At 54.6% G+C, this 16584-nt stretch carries 15 protein-coding genes; 12 read left to right on the top strand and 3 right to left on the bottom strand.

All coding sequences use genetic code 11. The features are described from left to right. Positions 1-6: 6 nt before the first annotated feature. Complete coding sequence (locus tag CV945_RS02400; RefSeq protein WP_031406583.1) at positions 7-195, bottom strand: 2-hydroxymuconate tautomerase; 189 nt, start codon at positions 193-195, stop codon at positions 7-9. 130 nt (positions 196-325) lie between these two features. Here CV945_RS02400 and CV945_RS02395 point away from each other — a divergent pair, with 130 nt between their 5' ends. Both CV945_RS02395 and CV945_RS02390 read left to right on the top strand, forming a co-directional pair. Next, positions 326-994: a site-2 protease family protein gene (locus CV945_RS02395; RefSeq protein ID WP_033011009.1), complete on the top strand. Its 669-nt coding sequence runs from the start codon at positions 326-328 to the stop codon at positions 992-994. A gap of 17 nt (positions 995-1011) precedes the next feature. After that, a complete protein-coding gene (locus CV945_RS02390) occupies positions 1012-1527 on the top strand; it encodes a YwhD family protein (RefSeq protein ID WP_063330595.1) in 516 nt (171 codons plus the stop codon). Between the two features lie 131 nt (positions 1528-1658). On the opposite strand, the gene CV945_RS02385 is transcribed toward CV945_RS02390, so the two are convergent. Then, positions 1659-3704 carry a transglycosylase domain-containing protein gene (locus CV945_RS02385; RefSeq protein WP_100659067.1) on the bottom strand — a complete coding sequence of 682 codons (2046 nt, stop codon included), beginning with the start codon at positions 3702-3704 and terminating at the stop codon, positions 1659-1661. A 257-nt stretch (positions 3705-3961) separates the two neighbouring features. On the opposite strand from CV945_RS02385, the gene speE reads away from it, so the two are divergent. From speE to CV945_RS02355, 6 genes are all read left to right on the top strand, one after another. Continuing rightward, positions 3962-4789 carry a polyamine aminopropyltransferase gene (gene speE / locus CV945_RS02380; RefSeq protein WP_100659066.1) on the top strand — a complete coding sequence of 276 codons (828 nt, stop codon included), beginning with the start codon at positions 3962-3964 and terminating at the stop codon, positions 4787-4789. Between the two features lie 13 nt (positions 4790-4802). Continuing rightward, the gene (gene speB, locus CV945_RS02375) at positions 4803-5678 is read left to right on the top strand and encodes an agmatinase (RefSeq protein ID WP_096226036.1); all 876 of its coding nucleotides are present in this window, start codon (positions 4803-4805) and stop codon (positions 5676-5678) included. A 131-nt stretch (positions 5679-5809) separates the two neighbouring features. Next, positions 5810-6187, top strand: a complete 378-nt coding sequence (locus tag CV945_RS02370) for a cytochrome-c oxidase (RefSeq protein ID WP_080729614.1) — start codon at positions 5810-5812, stop codon at positions 6185-6187. Positions 6188-6442: 255 nt separating this feature from the next. Further along, the gene (locus tag CV945_RS02365; protein WP_033010742.1) at positions 6443-6874 is read left to right on the top strand and encodes a YwiB family protein; all 432 of its coding nucleotides are present in this window, start codon (positions 6443-6445) and stop codon (positions 6872-6874) included. A 4-nt stretch (positions 6875-6878) separates the two neighbouring features. Continuing rightward, the gene (argS, locus tag CV945_RS02360) at positions 6879-8552 is read left to right on the top strand and encodes an arginine--tRNA ligase (RefSeq protein WP_063330598.1); all 1674 of its coding nucleotides are present in this window, start codon (positions 6879-6881) and stop codon (positions 8550-8552) included. Positions 8553-8633: 81 nt separating this feature from the next. After that, entirely contained in the window at positions 8634-8801 is a 168-nt protein-coding gene (locus tag CV945_RS02355; RefSeq protein ID WP_100659073.1) for a XapX domain-containing protein, read from the top strand. A 249-nt stretch (positions 8802-9050) separates the two neighbouring features. On the opposite strand, the gene cls is transcribed toward CV945_RS02355, so the two are convergent. After that, complete coding sequence (cls, locus tag CV945_RS02350) at positions 9051-10241, bottom strand: cardiolipin synthase (protein WP_033010745.1); 1191 nt, start codon at positions 10239-10241, stop codon at positions 9051-9053. 263 nt (positions 10242-10504) lie between these two features. Here cls and CV945_RS02345 point away from each other — a divergent pair, with 263 nt between their 5' ends. The 4 genes from CV945_RS02345 (at position 10505) to CV945_RS02330 (ending at position 16303) form a co-directional block, all read left to right on the top strand. Then, positions 10505-12601, top strand: a complete 2097-nt coding sequence (locus CV945_RS02345; protein ID WP_100659065.1) for a (Fe-S)-binding protein — start codon at positions 10505-10507, stop codon at positions 12599-12601. 158 nt (positions 12602-12759) lie between these two features. Continuing rightward, on the top strand, positions 12760-13938 hold the full coding sequence (locus tag CV945_RS02340) for an acetyl-CoA C-acetyltransferase (protein ID WP_033010747.1): 1179 nt from the start codon (positions 12760-12762) through the stop codon (positions 13936-13938). A 246-nt stretch (positions 13939-14184) separates the two neighbouring features. After that, entirely contained in the window at positions 14185-15036 is an 852-nt protein-coding gene (locus CV945_RS02335) for a 3-hydroxybutyryl-CoA dehydrogenase (RefSeq protein WP_033010748.1), read from the top strand. Positions 15037-15169: 133 nt separating this feature from the next. Continuing rightward, on the top strand, positions 15170-16303 hold the full coding sequence (locus CV945_RS02330; protein WP_033010749.1) for an acyl-CoA dehydrogenase: 1134 nt from the start codon (positions 15170-15172) through the stop codon (positions 16301-16303). The last annotated feature ends 281 nt before the right edge of the window (positions 16304-16584 follow it).

Raw genomic sequence — 16584 nt, 5'->3', positions numbered from 1 at the left:
CTTGTGTCACTCTGTGTCGCTCAGCCGTTTTCCAGCGATGGCGTAATGGTCTTTCGTCATTTCCTCGATGAACACAACAACGCTCTCTTTTTTCGCCCCGGTTGTCTCTACAACGGCGTCCGTCACTTTTTCAACAAGCGCTTTTTTCTGTTCATCCGTGCGGCCGGCGAGCATTTTGATCGTTACGTACGGCACGGTTGTCCCCCCATTTCATTGTCGAGTGCTGTCGCGCTTATTATACCACGGGATGAGGAAGTTCAGTCCACTTTTTTCTGCTAATCATGTATACTAAAGATAGTGAATATAGGGAAAAGGAGTTTATGAAGTGGATCGAATTTTGCCGTATTCGTTAAGTGAAATTCCGTACGTGCTCTTGACGCTGGCGTTAGCATTTTCCGTGCATGAGTTCGCCCATGCGTACGTCGCCTACAAGTTCGGCGATCCGACGGCGAAAAACCAAGGGCGGCTGACGTTATCACCGTTTGCCCATTTGGATTTGCTTGGAACTTTGCTGATCTTTCTCGCCGGGTTTGGCTGGGCGCGCCCGGTGCCAGTCAATCGCTTTTATTTCAAAAATCCGCGCCTTGCCGGCATTCTCGTGTCGGTTGCCGGACCGCTAAGCAACCTCGTGCTTGCCGCGCTTGGATTTGTCATTTGGTACGCGATGATCGATTTCGGCATCATGCGGGCGCTGCCGGATTGGTTTGCGGCCGGGTTTGATCTGTTTTTCCAAATTTTTATCAGCTTGAACGCCGTCTTGTTTGTGTTTAATTTATTGCCGTTTCCGCCGCTTGATGGGTATCGTATTATTGAAGACTTGGCCCCGGATGGGCTGCGGGCGAAAATGACGCAGTGGGAAACGTACGGGGCGCTCATTTTCCTTGTTCTCGTGCTGACGCCGCTCGATCGCTATACGATTGAGCCGGTGTTTCAAGTGGCGCTGCCGTTTGTGCTTGAGAACTTGCAGTCACTTGTGGCCAGCTTGTTTATGTAGGAAGGAGGAACAAGCGGATGGAGCAAAAAAAGAAAAAAAACATCGGCTTTAATATCATCAAAGACGACCCGACCGACGGGCACCGCGGCTTTGGCGCCGGGGCATTGAGCCTAGAAAACGTGTCGCCGGTCATCATTGACGTCGAAGCGGGTGAAGCGTTCGTTGATATGGGGGCGATGCATGCCCGCAGCTCTGTTGAGCGCGGCATCAAGTTTTTGCCGGATCGCTCCGCCGTGCCAAACGGCAAGCCGTATTGGATCGTCTGGGTGACGATCGAGCGCCGCGAGGACGGTCCGTATTACGCCGGGGTGACGGCGTGCGAAATGACGATCGACCGTGAGGCGCGCCGCGGTTATAAGTTATTGCCGGAACATGTGAACCGGCTCGATAAATCGCTGAAACGGCATATCATCGTCGATCATATGGACGCTAAGTCGAAGCGGGTGCTCGCCGACTTTTTGAAAGGGCACGACATCGGGATGTGGAACCGCTCGAGCGATGAACTGAAAAAAGGACTCGAAGGCGAATTGTGACGGTTTTGTGAACATGTTTGCCTAAGGGCTTGTTCTTATCTGGAAAAAAGGATAAACTAAATCTACATGTATAACACAGGAAAACTAGGACAAGAAAATCCCCTGCGGGCAAACGCAGGGGATTTTCTTGTTTAAAACCATGGAAACCATTTCTCGAACCAGCTTTTTCCGTCTTCTTTTTTCTTCTTTTTCTTTTCCAAATGGTCGGTGCAATAGTCGGTCGGTTCTGTACCGATGAGATAGTACGTTTTTCGTTTCACCGGACAGGAGTCGGTGGCCAGCTTGCCGTTTTGCGGGTCGATGTAGACGCCGATGACGCCTTTGGTCGGCTTGAACGATTTTTTCGGCTCGCCGGCGAGGCTTTTCTCCATAAAGCGGATCCATATTTGTTTCGCGTATTGCTTTTCGTCAAAGCGGCTCATCGTTTCGCCGCGGTCGTAGCCGGTCCAGACGCCGGCGACTAGTTGCGGGGCGAACCCGATCATCCAGCTGTCCGTTTTCGTCGTCCCGGACTTGCCGGCGTACGGGCGCGTCATTTCATCGGCGATCGATTGCCCGGTGACGGTCGTATAGCCGTTAAGCTTTGGGTCGAACATTCCGGTCATTAAATGGGTCGTCACAAACGCCGCGTCGCGGTCGAGCACTTGCCGGCTCTCCGGCTTATGTTCATACAGCACGTTTCCGTTTGCGTCGACGACTTTTTGAATAAACACCGGTTCGGTTTGTTTGCCGTAGTTGGCGAGCGTGCTGTACGCGGCCACCATGTCGATCACTTTCACGGGCGAGGTGCCGAGCGCCAACGACGGCACTGCTTTCAATCTGCTTGTGATGCCGAGCGCTTTCGCTGTGTCGACGAGTTTGTCGGCGCCGATGAACTGGAGCGTTTTCACCGCAAAGACGTTGTCGGATACGGCGAGCGCCTCGGCGAGCGTGATCGGGCCGTTGGCATAGTAGTCATTGTAATTATGGGGGGTGTACGACGATCGGCCCCCGTCAAACGTAAAGGTGGTCAGTTCGCTGCGCAGTTGGGTCGATGGGGTGAATCCTTGCTCGATCGCCGCGTAATACAAAAACGGCTTAAATGTCGACCCTGGCTGGCGTTCCGCCTGCACGGCCCGGTTGAACGGGCTTTCTTCGTAGTTGCGTCCGCCGATGAGCGCCTTTACTTCCCCTGTGCGCGGATCCATGGCCACCAATGCCGCCTGGATGGCAGAATGGGGACTGATGACTTGCTTAACTTGTTCTTCGGCGATTCGCTGCAGGCGTCGGTCGAGCGTTGTGTAGACGCGCAGCCCCCCGAGCTCAATCGTCCGCTCATCAAGGCCAAGCTTCGTGCGCAGCTGCTGTTTCACAACATCTTGGAAATACGGGGCCACAGGCTGCTCTCGTTCGCGGTGGCGGATGTAAACGAGCTTGTCACGGTACGCCCGCTCCGCTTCTTCGCGGCTGATGTAGCCGGCTTCCACCATGGAGGTGAGCACGATTTTTTGCCGCGCTTTTGCCCGCGCCTCGTTGACAAGCGGCGAGTAGTAATACGGCCCTTTCGGAATGCCGGCGAGCATCGCCGCCTCGCTCAGCGTCAGCTCGCTCGCGTGCTTGCCGAAATAATAGCGCGCTGCTGCCTCGATGCCGTAGGCGCCATGGCCGTAGTAAATCGTATTTAAATAGCCTTCTAAAATTTGATCTTTGCTGTAGTTGGCTTCAAGGCGGATCGTGTACAGCGCTTCCTGGATTTTTCGCGACCACGTTTTCTCATGTGTTAAAAACAAGTTGCGTGCATATTGCTGGGTGATCGTGCTCGCTCCTTGCACTTTGTCCATGGCCTCGAGATTGGCGAGCACCGCGCCGGCGATCCGTTTCAAATCAAACCCGTGGTGTTCGTAAAACTTTCGGTCCTCAACGGCAATCGTCGCCTCGATGACGTGCGGGGAAATGTCACCGAGATGAACCCAGTACCGCTTTTGTCCATGGTCGCTTTCCCCGATTTTGCGGCCGTCGTCCGCATAAAAAATCGTCGTCTGCGGCACGGCGACCGGCGGGGCGCCTTCGATTTTCGCGAACAACACAAAGCTCCCGAGAGCGGCGAAGGCAAAGATGACGAGAAAAAAGCCGATAAAGACGGCGGCGCGCACATATTTCCACGTGCCGCGAAAACGGCTGCCCGGGATCGGTTCCATTGCGCATCACCTCAACGGTTTTGGCGTTGTTTTAGACATGCGGGCGGACGCCCGGCTGAATGCGCCGCCTTGCTTTTGTCAAGGCTTCGCCAGCGAGGTTTTCCGCTTTTTCTTACCAGTATAAAAAAAAATTTTTTATTTTAAACTTGTTCCTCTTGCATTTTTGCTAGATTGCTCTATACTTTTTCATGTTTAGTTTTTCGTTGGCTAAGGAAAACTTGTATAGTAAGCAACGCCCGGAGAAAGGATGTTACCGAATGGAACTTTGGTTTACCGAAAAGCAAACGGAGCATTTTGGCATCACCGCACGCATCGTCCGCACTTTACATACAGAACAGACGCCGTTCCAAAAACTTGATATGGTCGAAACGGCGGAGTTTGGCAACATGCTCATTCTAGACGGCATGGTCATGACAACGCAAAAAGACGAATTCGTCTACCATGAAATGGTCGCCCACGTGCCGTTGTTCACCCACCCCAATCCGGAAAACGTGCTTGTCGTCGGCGGCGGCGACGGCGGCGTCATTCGTGAAGTGCTGAAGCACCCGAGCGTCAAAAAAGCGACGCTTGTCGAAATTGACGGCAAAGTGATCGAGTGCTCGAAAACCTACTTGCCGGAGATTGCCGGCAAACTCGATGATCCGCGCGTCGAAGTGAAAGTCGATGACGGGTTTATGCATATCGCCAAAAGCGAAAACGAGTATGACGTCATTATGGTTGACTCAACCGAACCAGTCGGCCCAGCGGTCAACTTGTTCACAAAAGGGTTTTATGCCGGCATCGCCAACGCGTTGAAGGAAGACGGCATTTTCGTCGCCCAAACGGACAATCCGTGGTTTAAAGCAGACTTGATCCGCAACGTCTACCGCGATGTGAAGGAAATTTTCCCAATCACCCGTTTGTATACGGCGAACATTCCGACGTATCCGAGCGGGCTCTGGACGTTTACGCTCGGCTCGAAAAAATACGACCCGCTTGCGGTGAGCGACGACCGGTTCCATGACATTGAGACGAAATACTACACGAAAGAATTGCACAAAGCGTGTTTCGTCTTGCCGAAATTTGTCGCGGATTTAACGAAGTAAGGGGGCGCAGGCAATGCGATTTGATGAAGCTTATTCGGGCAACGTCTTTATTGGCAGCCATCCGAATTTTGAAGAAAGCGAAGCCGTCATTTACGGCATGCCGATGGACTGGACGGTCAGCTACCGGCCTGGCTCGCGGTTTGGCCCGGCCCGCATCCGCGAAGTGTCAATCGGGCTTGAGGAGTACAGCCCATATTTGGACCGCGAACTCAAAGACATCCGCTACTTTGACGCTGGAGACATTCCGCTGCCATTTGGCAATGCGGCCCGCAGTTTAGAGCTGATTGAGCAGTTCGTGAAAAAGGTGCTTGACGCCGGCAAGTTTCCGCTCGGCCTCGGCGGCGAACATCTCGTCTCTTGGCCGGTCATCAAAGCGGTGTACGACTATTACCCGGATTTGGCCGTCATTCACATGGACGCCCATACCGACTTGCGCGAACATTACGAAGGCGAGCCGCTGTCGCATGCGACGCCAATCCGCAAGGTCGCTGACTTGATCGGCCCGACGAATGTCTTTTCGTTCGGCATCCGTTCCGGCATGAAAGAGGAGTTTGAGTGGGCGAAAGAAAACGGCATGTACATCGCCAAGTTTGAGGTGCTTGAACCGCTTCGCTCCGTGCTGCCGAAGCTCGCCGGCCGCCCGGTGTATGTGACGATCGACATCGATGTGCTTGACCCGGCTCACGCCCCAGGCACCGGGACGGTCGATGCCGGCGGCATTACGTCAAAAGAGCTGCTTTCGGCCATTCACGAGATCGCCCGCTCCGACGTGCGAGTCGTTGGCGCCGATCTGGTGGAAGTCGCACCGATTTACGACCATTCCGAACAAACGGCCAATACGGCGAGCAAGCTTGTGCGGGAAATGCTGCTTGGTTGGGTAGGGAAGTGAAAAATGAGAAAAAGCGTCTAAATCGCAAGTTTGCGAGGGCACTTTTTTCTTTGGTGGGACAAAAGATGCAGGAATATGAGCGTACGGAGCGTAATAATATGTAATGTATTTACAGAAAAAGGAGAGGAGGAATGAAGATGGGCGTGAAGCTGATCAAAATTTCCGTTGTGTACTTTGTCATTGGCGTCTGTATTGGGCTTGGCATGTCGATGACCCATTCGTTTGCGCTGACCCCGGTCCATGTCCATATTAACTTGCTTGGCTGGACGGCCTTGACGCTTGCTGGCATCATCTATCATTTATTTCCACAAGCGGCGGCGACGAAATGGGCGAAAGTGCATTTCTGGCTGCACAATATCGGCCTGCCGGTCATGATGATCGGTCTCATTTTCGTCGTTTACGGTAACGAAGCGTTCGTGCCGGTGACAGCGATTGGCGGGGTGCTCGTCGTGATAGGTGTCATTCTTTTTGCTATTAACGTGTTAAAAAATGTTCGGGCGTCATCATAAAATACCGATGGAACAAAGAGGGTGTCCCAAAAGGATCGGGACACCTTTTCTTATTACCGTATGTAGGCATAAAACAATCATTAAGATAACGATATGTTGTGTGTTGTTTAAGGAAAAACAACCTTTTGGGCCAGCCCCTTTTTTTGCACACTGGAGCGGAAATCTGCCATCGGGTTTGTCCCCTCTTGAATGGAGCGGAACAGTTCATTATACTATAAACTATGACTGTTTGTTCGCAAAGGTGTGTTTATCGATATGAAGGAAACAAACGGCATCCCGGCGCGCCTCCGCCAAGTGGCTGTCATTCGCGACGGTCCGCGCCAAGAGACGGTTGTGCTTGAGGCGGACGGGGTGTATTACATAAAAGGGGAAACAGGCTATTTGCAGTTTGAGGAGGAAAACGAACTCGGGCGGGTGAACAACATTGTGAAAATCGCGCCTGACGAGGTGACCATCCTTCGCTCCGGAGCGGTCGAGATGCGGCAAACGTTCCGCCGCCGGCAAGAAACGCCGGGCCATTACGGAACGGTGTTTGGGCGGTGGGCGATGGCGGCGAAAACGGATGCGATCGAGTTTCACTATGACGATAAGCGGAAGCGGGGGCGGCTCTTTCTCTCCTACGAGCTTTTCTTGCAAAACGAGCGGAGCGGACGCCATACGTTGACGTTGACATTTAAGGGGGTATAAGCCGATGAACATTGTCGGACAAATGAAAGAACAGCTGAAAGAAGAAATTCGCCAGGCGGCGGTGAAAGCCGGGCTCGTTTCGGCTGATGAGCTGCCGGACGTCTTGCTGGAGGTGCCGCGCGACAAGGCGCATGGCGATTACTCGACGAACATCGCCATGCAGCTTGCCCGCATTGCGAAAAAGCCGCCGCGGGCGATTGCCGAAGCCATCGTCGGGCAGCTTGATCGCGAGCGCGTATCGGTGGCGCGCATTGAGGTGGCGGGGCCGGGATTTATTAACTTTTACATGGACAACCGCTATTTGACGGCGGTCGTGCCGGCGATTTTGCAGGCGGGACAAGCGTATGGCGAATCGAACGTCGGCAACGGGGAAAAAGTGCAAGTCGAGTTCGTCTCCGCCAACCCGACCGGCGACTTGCATTTGGGCCATGCCCGCGGCGCGGCGGTCGGCGATTCGCTTTGCAACATTTTAGCGAAAGCCGGGTTTGACGTGACGCGTGAATACTATATTAACGACGCCGGCAAGCAAATTTACAATTTAGCGAAATCGGTCGAAGCCCGTTATTTTCAGGCGCTCGGTGTCGATATGCCGTTGCCGGAGGACGGCTATTACGGCGACGATATCGTCGAAATCGGCAAAAAGCTTGCCGAAGAGTACGGCGACCGGTTTGTCGAAATGGAGGAAGAAGAAAGGCTTGCCTTTTTCCGCGACTATGGGCTCCGCTATGAGCTTGAAAAAATCAAAAAAGACTTGGCCGACTTCCGTGTGCCGTTTGACGTCTGGTATTCGGAAACATCGCTCTATGAAAGCGGCAAAATCGACGAAGCGCTTTCCACTTTGCGCGAGCGCGGCTATATTTACGAGCAGGACGGGGCGACATGGTTCCGTTCGACGGCGTTTGGGGACGACAAAGACCGCGTCTTAATTAAGCAGGACGGCACGTATACGTACTTGCTTCCGGACATCGCCTACCACCAAGACAAGCTGCGGCGCGGATTTACCAAGCTGATTAACGTTTGGGGAGCGGATCACCACGGCTACATTCCGCGCATGAAAGCGGCGATCGCCGCGCTCGGCTACGATCCGGAGGCGCTCGAAGTCGAAATCATCCAAATGGTGAACTTATACCAAAACGGCGAGCGCGTCAAAATGAGCAAGCGCACCGGCAAGGCGGTGACGATGCGCGAGCTCATGGAAGAAGTCGGCGTCGATGCCGTCCGCTACTTCTTTGCGATGCGCTCGGGCGATACGCATTTGGATTTTGACATGGACTTGGCCGTGTCGCAGTCGAATGAAAATCCGGTTTACTACGTCCAATACGCGCATGCCCGCGTCTCAAGCATTCTCCGCCAAGCGGAAGAGCAAAACGTGTCGTACGAAGGCGACCTCGCTTTGCATCATTTAGTGGAGACGGAAAAAGAAATCGAGCTGCTCAAAGTGCTCGGCGACTTCCCGGACGTCGTCGCCGAGGCAGCGCTCAAGCGGATGCCGCACCGCGTCACCGCCTATGCGTTTGAGCTGGCTTCGGCGCTCCATAGCTTCTACAACGCGGAAAAAGTGCTTGATTTGGACAACATCGAAAAAACGAAAGCCCGCCTCGCGTTGGTGAAGGCGGTGCAAATTACGCTGAAAAACGCGTTGGCGTTGATCGGCGTTTCCGCCCCGGAACAAATGTAACAGATGCAACAAAGGAGGGGAGCGACTGCTTCCCTTTTTGTCTGGGCATCATAAGGAAAAACAACGATGGAGGATTTGCTTGTGAAAGAAGTGGCGCTGTCGCTTGTCACCGGCATCGTTGTCGGTTTTTTGTTCACGCTGTTCCGCCTGCCGATTCCGGCCCCTCCGGCGTTGGCTGGCATTGCCGGCATTGTTGGAGTGTATCTCGGGATGCGGCTGTTTCAATGGTTGACATTGTTTTGGAAATGAATAGAAGATACAGGATGGCCAACTGATTCAATCCCGGCCGGCGCCCGCAGCGATCTCACATCGCCAACATGGAGCCGGCCGGGTTTTTTGTTTGGCGGTTTCGGCCGGGATTCCTTTGCCCTTTTGTCCGGGCGTTCGTCCAAGCGCCGGGTTTTGCACGAAAAAAGGCTGATTTTGCCAAGTTCCTCCTCGGGGAAAGCCGCTGTTAGGCGGGTTGGTGATGAACATCGCCGGCTTTTTTCGTGTTGCCTACAACCAGGCGGAAATCAGCTGGGAAATCGATTCTTTGCCGCGGTCAAGGAGCGAACGCTTCCGCCAAAAATCGAGCGTCAGCGGCTCGGCGCGCGTCAGGTCGCGTTGGATCGCCCGCTTGACCACCTGCGTGAACGCGCGGTCGAATACATAGCAGTTGATTTCGCCGTTGAGAAACAGACTGCGCCGGTCAAAGTTGGCGGTGCCGACATCGCACCATTCCTCATCGACGACAATCGTTTTGGCGTGGTAAAATCCTTGGTAAAAGCGGTAAATGCGCGCTCCGGCCTTCAGCATTTGATAAAAATACGGGTAAGCGGCCTCGCGGACAAATAAATGGTCCGCCCGCAGCGGCACAATGACCGTGACGCGCACCCCGCGCCGGATCGCGCGCATAAGCTCGTCAAACAACGGCCGGCTCGGGATAAAGTAGGGGCTGCCGATCATAATTTCTCGTTTTGCCTGCCGGATCGCATCGATATACTGCTCTTCAAGCGCGGCGCCGTCAGTCGCGACAAGCTGGTGGCGGATGGCGCCGGCGTGAAGGGGTGGGAAGTAGCGGCGTTTGTCAGCGACGGTTTTGCCCGTCGCCTCCTCCCAATCGTGCAAAAATTGTTCTTGCAAGTCGTGCACCCCTTCTCCGCTGATTTTTAAGTGATAGTCGCGCCATTCTCCGATGTTAGCATCCTTTCCACTGTATTCGCGGCCGATGTTAAAACCGCCCATATACCCGACCTTTCCATCGATGACCGTAATTTTTCGGTGGTTGCGGCGGTTGAGGCGGTAAATGAAAAACGGAAAGCGCGGCGGGCGGGCGTAGGCGAATTCGACGCCGCTTGCCTTCAGCGAACGGATGAGCGTTTTCGGCAACCCGAGGCTGCCGACCCAGTCCGTCAACAAGCGCACTTCCACCCCTTCCGCCGCTTTTTCCTTTAAAAGTTGGAAAAATGGCGCCGTCGTTTCGTCATGCTTGATGATATAAAACAAAATATGGATATGATCGCGGGCGCGGCGCAGCTCGGCAAAATAATCGGCAAATAAATGCCGTCCATTCACATACAAGGCCATATCGCTCCGCCGCTTTGGGTACACGACTTTTTTGCGCCCGTTGCGGAGGATCAGCCGGCCAAGCTTGTCATCAAGATAAACGAGTGCGAATATGATCACAATAACGGCAATGATGAGCATATTTTTCCCTCCTGTGCGTCGCTTCAGTACTTATTAATGTGTCCTACAACGCGCAAAAATAGCAGAGCGAACACCCGCTTCCGACCTGTCCGCGTTCTTCGCTGCTTGACGTTCCGCTGCACGGGCCCGGCAACGGCAAAATTCTCATAAAAAGGCTATTGACTGAACGCTCATTCATTTGTAAAATAGACGTAAGTATAATTCTGAAAATTTCTTTTGTTATAGCAATACATTCGCTGAAAAGCGGGGGAAGGGGAGAGAAGATGAACGCCTTATTGTTGGTGAACTGGCTCGCGTTTTTTCTTGTAACCGCTTACGCCGTCTATTTGTTTGCGTATGTTGTCAAAACGCGGGCGATGTACATTAAGCTCGGCAAAAAGGTCGAGTTTGATGAAAAAGTGAATGAGCGGCTGCGTAACATTTGGGTCAACGTGTTTGGTCAGAAAAAGCTGCTCAAGGACAAAAAAAGCGGGATCATTCACGTCGTCTTTTTCTATGGGTTTATTCTCGTTCAGTTTGGCGCCATCGATTTTATCATCAAAGGGCTTGCGCCGGGGGCGCATTTGCCGCTTGGGCCGCTGTATCCAGGGTTTACGTTTTTCCAGGAAATCGTCACCCTGCTCATTTTGATCGCGGTGTTTGCCGCTTTTTACCGTCGCTATATTGAAAAGCTCGTCCGCTTAAAGCGCGATTTCAAAGCCGGACTTGTGCTCCTTTTTATCGGCGGACTCATGTTGTCCGTTTTGTTCGGCAACGGGATGAGCAGAATTTGGCACGGCGAAGAGGCGACATGGAGCGAACCGGTCGCCTCGCTCATCGCTGGCGCGTTTTCCTGGGTTGGGGAAACGGGGGCTGCGGCGCTCTTCTTTATCGCCTGGTGGGTGCATTTGTTGATTTTGCTGACGTTCCTTGTATACGTTCCGCAGTCGAAGCACGCCCACTTGATTGCGGCGCCCATCAACGTCTTTTTCAGCCGGCTGACGCGGCCGAAGCTTTCGCCGATCAACTTTGAAGACGAAAGCCAAGAGTCGTTTGGCGTCGGCAAAATTGAAGATTTTACGCAAAAGCAATTGATCGACTTGTACGCCTGTGTCGAGTGCGGCCGCTGTACGAGCATGTGCCCGGCGACCGGCACGGGGAAAATGTTGTCGCCGATGGATTTGATTTTGAAGCTGCGCGACCATTTGACCGAAAAAGGGGCGGTCGTCACGTCGCGGGCCCCGTGGGTGCCTGTGTTCGCCTTTAAAAACACGAAAGGCAACCAGCTCGCGTTCGCTGCGGCATCCGAGCAGGCGGCGGCGATTGAAATGCCGAGCCTCATCGGCGACGTCATCACCGAAGAAGAGATTTGGGCCTGTACGACGTGCCGCAACTGTGAAGACCAATGCCCGGTCATGAACGAGCACGTCGATAAAATCATCGATTTGCGCCGCTATCTCGTGTTGACGGAAGGGCGGATGAATCCGGATGCGCAACGGGCGATGACGAACATCGAACGTCAAGGCAACCCGTGGGGCTTGAACCGGAAAGAGCGGGAAAACTGGCGTGAGCTGCGCGATGATGTGCATGTGCCGACCGTCAAAGAGGCGGCGAAAGCAGGAGAGGAAATCGAGTATTTGTTCTGGGTCGGTTCGATGGGGTCGTATGACAGCCGAAGCCAAAAAATCGCCCTCGCCTTCGCCAAACTGCTGAATGAAGCAGGCGTCAAATTTGCGATTTTAGGCAACAAGGAGAAAAACTCGGGCGACACGCCGCGCCGGTTAGGGAATGAATTTTTATTCCAAGAGCTGGCGACGAACAATATCGCCGAGTTTGAAAAAGCGGGCGTCAAGAAAATTGTCACAATCGACCCGCACGCTTACAACACGTTCAAAAACGAATATCCGGACTTCGGACTGGACGCCGAAGTGTACCATCATACCGAATTGCTCGCCAAGCTCATTGAAGAAGGGCGCTTGGTGCCAAAATATCCGGTAAATGAACGCATTACGTTCCATGACTCGTGCTACTTAGGGCGCTACAATGACGTCTATGACGCACCGCGGAAAATTTTGCGCGCCATCCCGGGCGTCGAGCTTGTTGAAATGGAGCGCAACCGCGAGCGAGGAATGTGCTGTGGAGCCGGCGGCGGCCTCATGTGGATGGAAGAGACGACCGGCAACCGGATCAACGTCGCTCGCACCGAGCAGGCGCTTGCTGTCAATCCGACGGTCATCAGCTCTGGCTGCCCGTACTGCTTGACAATGCTGTCGGACGGCACGAAAGCGAAGGAAGTGGAAGATCGCGTCGCGACGTACGATGTCGCCGAACTGTTGGCGAAATCGGTGTTTGGCGAGGAAAAAGAAGAAGCCGCATCATAAAAATAGTTGCATAGACAATTTATATTTTTTAAAATAATAAGTATAATGAAAGGGGAGGTGTACAGCGGTACGCCTTCTCTTTCGCACTGCTATCGAGCGAGCGTTCAGTCTGTGTTTTTGTAATCGCTTTCTTATTCGAAAAAGGGGGAGAAGGAACCATGGGGAAAACAGTGATTGTGAGCGGGGTGCGCACCCCGTTTGGAAAATTGGGCGGCGCCTTGCAAGCGCTGTCAGCGCCTGAGCTCGGCGGCGTCGCCGTCAAAGAGGCGCTTGTCCGCGCCAACGTGAGCGCCGAACAAGTTGATCATGTCATTTTGGGCACCGTCTTGCAAGGCGGACAAGGGCAGCTTCCGTCGCGGCAGGCGATGCGCCATGCCGGCATTCCGTGGCACGTTCGCACCGAGACGGTGAACAAAGTATGCGCGTCCGGCATGCGCGCCGTGACGCTTGCCGATCAGCTCATCCGTTTAGGCGAGGCTGATATCATCGTCGCCGGCGGGATGGAATCGATGAGCAACGCCCCGTATGTGCTTCCGAAAGCGCGCTGGGGGCTGCGGATGGGCGACAGCACGGTGAAAGATTTAATGGTGTATGACGGCCTCACGTGCAGCTTCACCGGCGTTCATATGGGCGTCTACGGCGGGAATACGGCGAAAGAGCTCGGCATTACGAGGGAGGCGCAAGACGAGTGGGCGTACCGCAGCCATATGCGCGCCATTGCCGCCATCGAAGCCGGGCGGCTGGCGGAAGAAATCGTGCCGGTTTCGATTCCGCAGCGCAAAGGTGAGCCGCTTGTCGTTGAACGCGACGAGGCGCCGCGCAAAGATACGTCGCTTGAAGCGTTGGCGAAACTGAAACCGGTGTTTGACCCCGAAGGCACGATCACGGCCGGGAACGCCCCAGGCGTCAACGATGGCGCTGCCGCGCTTGTGTTGATGAGCCAGGAGCGCGCCGCCCGCGAGGGGCTCGAGCCGCTGGCGACGGTCGTCGCCCACACGGCCATCGCCGTCGAGGCGAAAGATTTCCCGAAAACGCCGGGGCTTGTCATCAACGAACTGCTCCGCAAAACAGGAAAGACCGTTGACGACATTGACTTGTTCGAAGTGAACGAAGCGTTTGCCGCGGTTGCGCTTGCCGCCATTCAAATCGCCGGGCTTGATCCGGAAAAAGTAAACGTCAACGGCGGCGCTGTCGCCCTCGGTCATCCGATCGGCGCGAGCGGGGCGCGCATCATCTTGACGCTCGCCCATGAGTTGAAGCGCCGCGGCGGAGGGCTGGGCATTGCCGCGATTTGCAGCGGCGGCGGTCAAGGCGACGCCATCTTAATCGAAGTATAAAGCATGGCCTGCCGCGTCATCGCGGCCGCGCGCCGTCGAGGCGTGACGCGTCATGCCGCCTGACGGCGTTGTCGCCATACAGGAGGCGGTTTGCTTGGCGGTGGGGCGGCCGCGGTTTTGGAATATGGATGGCCTGCCGCCTCCTTGGGCGCTGCGGCCGCTAGTTTGCGATCTGAGTTGTCCCGGGACGGAGCCAATAAACGAACAAGAGCGTTTGCGAATTTTTCTATATAGGGGGATCGAGTGATGGACGTCAAAACGATTATGGTCGTCGGCGCCGGACAGATGGGGTCAGGCATCGCCCAAGTATGCGCTGTCGCCGGCTATGACGTGTTGTTATACGACATTAGCGAAGCCCAACTCGATAAAGGGCTGGCCACTATCGACAAGCTGCTCGGCCGCCAAGTGGAAAAAGGCAAGATGACAGCCGAAGCCAAAGACGCCGCGCTGTCGCGGCTCGTCCGTTCCACCGACCTGCGTGATGCCGCCAAAGCGGATCTCATCATTGAGGCGGTCGTCGAAAACATGGATGTGAAAACGAAGCTGTTTGCGGAGCTCGACGAAATCGCCCGCCCGGAGGCGATCCTGGCCTCGAATACGTCGTCGCTGCCGATCACGGAAATCGCAGCGGCGACGAAGCGGCCGGAGAACGTGATCGGCATGCACTTTATGAATCCGGTGCCGGTCATGAAACTGGTCGAAATCATCCGCGGCTTGGCGACAGCGGATGACGTATACGAAACGATCGAGGCGGTCACCCGGAAGCTCGGCAAAGTGCCGGTCGAAGTGAACGATTTTCCAGGGTTTATTTCCAACCGTGTCTTAATGCCGATGATCAACGAAGCCATTTATGCCTTATATGAAGGGGTGGCGACGAAGGAAGCCATCGATGAGGTGATGAAGCTCGGCATGAACCATCCGATGGGGCCGCTCACGCTCGCCGACTTTATCGGGCTGGATACATGCTTGTACATTATGGAAACCCTTCACGAAGGGTTTGGCGATGACAAATACCGCCCGTGCCCGCTTTTGCGCAAATATGTGAAAGCCGGCTGGCTCGGCCGCAAGACAGGCCGCGGATTTTACACGTACGAATAAGCGCGGCGGCATCAGCCGGCAATCGGTTTCGCCCATATGCCGTTGAACCGCCTAAGCCATGCATGCGGCGGCGAGGCGGGCGGCGCCAAATGCAACATCGAGCCAGCAACAAGAGGAAGGGAGAGGCCATCTCATGCAATTTCGCTTTACCGAAGAGCAGGAAATGATGCGGCAAATGGTGCGCGAGTTTGCCGCAGCGGAAATTGCCCCGTTTGTCGAGCGCATGGAGCAAGGGGAATTTCCGCGCCCGATTTTAAAGAAAATGGCGGAACTCGGCTTGATGGGGATCACGGTTCCCGAGAAGTACGGCGGTGCGGGCATGGATTTCATTTCCTACATTATCGCCATTCATGAAATTTCGAAAGTAAGCCCGACAGTCGGCGTCATTTTGTCGGTGCATACATCGGTCGGCACAAACCCGATTTTGTACTTCGGCACCGAGGAGCAGAAGCAAAAATACGTGACAAAGCTTGCCCGAGGCGAATATTTGGGGGCGTTTTGCCTCACCGAACCGAGCGCCGGCTCGGACGCAAAAAGCTTGAAGACAAAAGCGGTGCGCCGCGGCGATGTGTACGTCTTGAACGGATCGAAAATTTTCATTACAAACGGCGGCGAAGCGGATACGTATATCGTATTCGCCCGCACGAATCCGGATGAAGCGGGCAGCCGCGGCATCTCGGCGTTCATCGTCGAAAAAGGAACGAAAGGGATGGCGATCGGCAAAGACGAGAAAAAAATGGGGCTGCACGGGTCGCGCACGGTGACGATTACGTTCGAGGATGCGGAAGTGCCGGCGGAAAACTTGCTTGGCCAGGAAGGAGAAGGGTTTAAAATCGCGATGGCGAATCTTGACGTCGGCCGAATCGGCATCGCCGCCCAGGCGCTCGGCATCGCCGAGGCAGCCGTCGAGCACGCCGTCGCCTATGCAAAAGAGCGGGTGCAATTTGGCAAGCCGATTGCCGAACAGCAAGGCGTCGCCTTTAAGCTCGCCGATATGGCGACAGCAGCCGAGGCGGCGAAATGGCTCGTCTACCGCGCCGCCTGGCTGCGCGCCCAAGGGCTGCCGTGCAGCAAAGAGGCGTCGATGGCAAAGCTGTTCGCTTCACAAGCCGCCATGGACAACGCCATCGAAGCTGTGCAAGTGTTCGGCGGCAACGGCTATACGAAAGATTATCCCGTCGAGCGGCTGTTCCGCGATGCGAAAATTACGCAAATTTACGAAGGAACGAGCGAAATCCAACGCATCGTCATCAGCAAACATTTGTAACTGTATAGATGCCATTTGAAGCTTTCACATTTGCAGCTTTTACCGAGCATTGGATTGACTGTCGAGCGACCGAACAACGCCGCTTTCAGACCCATGTATGGGTCTGTGAAGCGAGCGGTTGTTCGGCCTCCCGTCACGCCTTGGCGTGACGGGGGCAAGCCTGTGGCTTGCCCTCGACAGTCGAAAAATAGATAAGCAACTTTTCCGTCAAGGATATGTGAAACTTTTTCGTTGCATCTATATAGGCATGTTGATGAACCAATCCAAACTAGATGCGAAAG

The sequence above is a fragment of the Geobacillus sp. Manikaran-105 genome, assembly GCF_002809955.1.
Taxonomy (GTDB): domain Bacteria; phylum Bacillota; class Bacilli; order Bacillales; family Anoxybacillaceae; genus Geobacillus; species Geobacillus thermophilus.
Note: the sequence above shows the minus strand (reverse complement) of the source record. Positions and strands in the feature narration are given on the sequence as shown.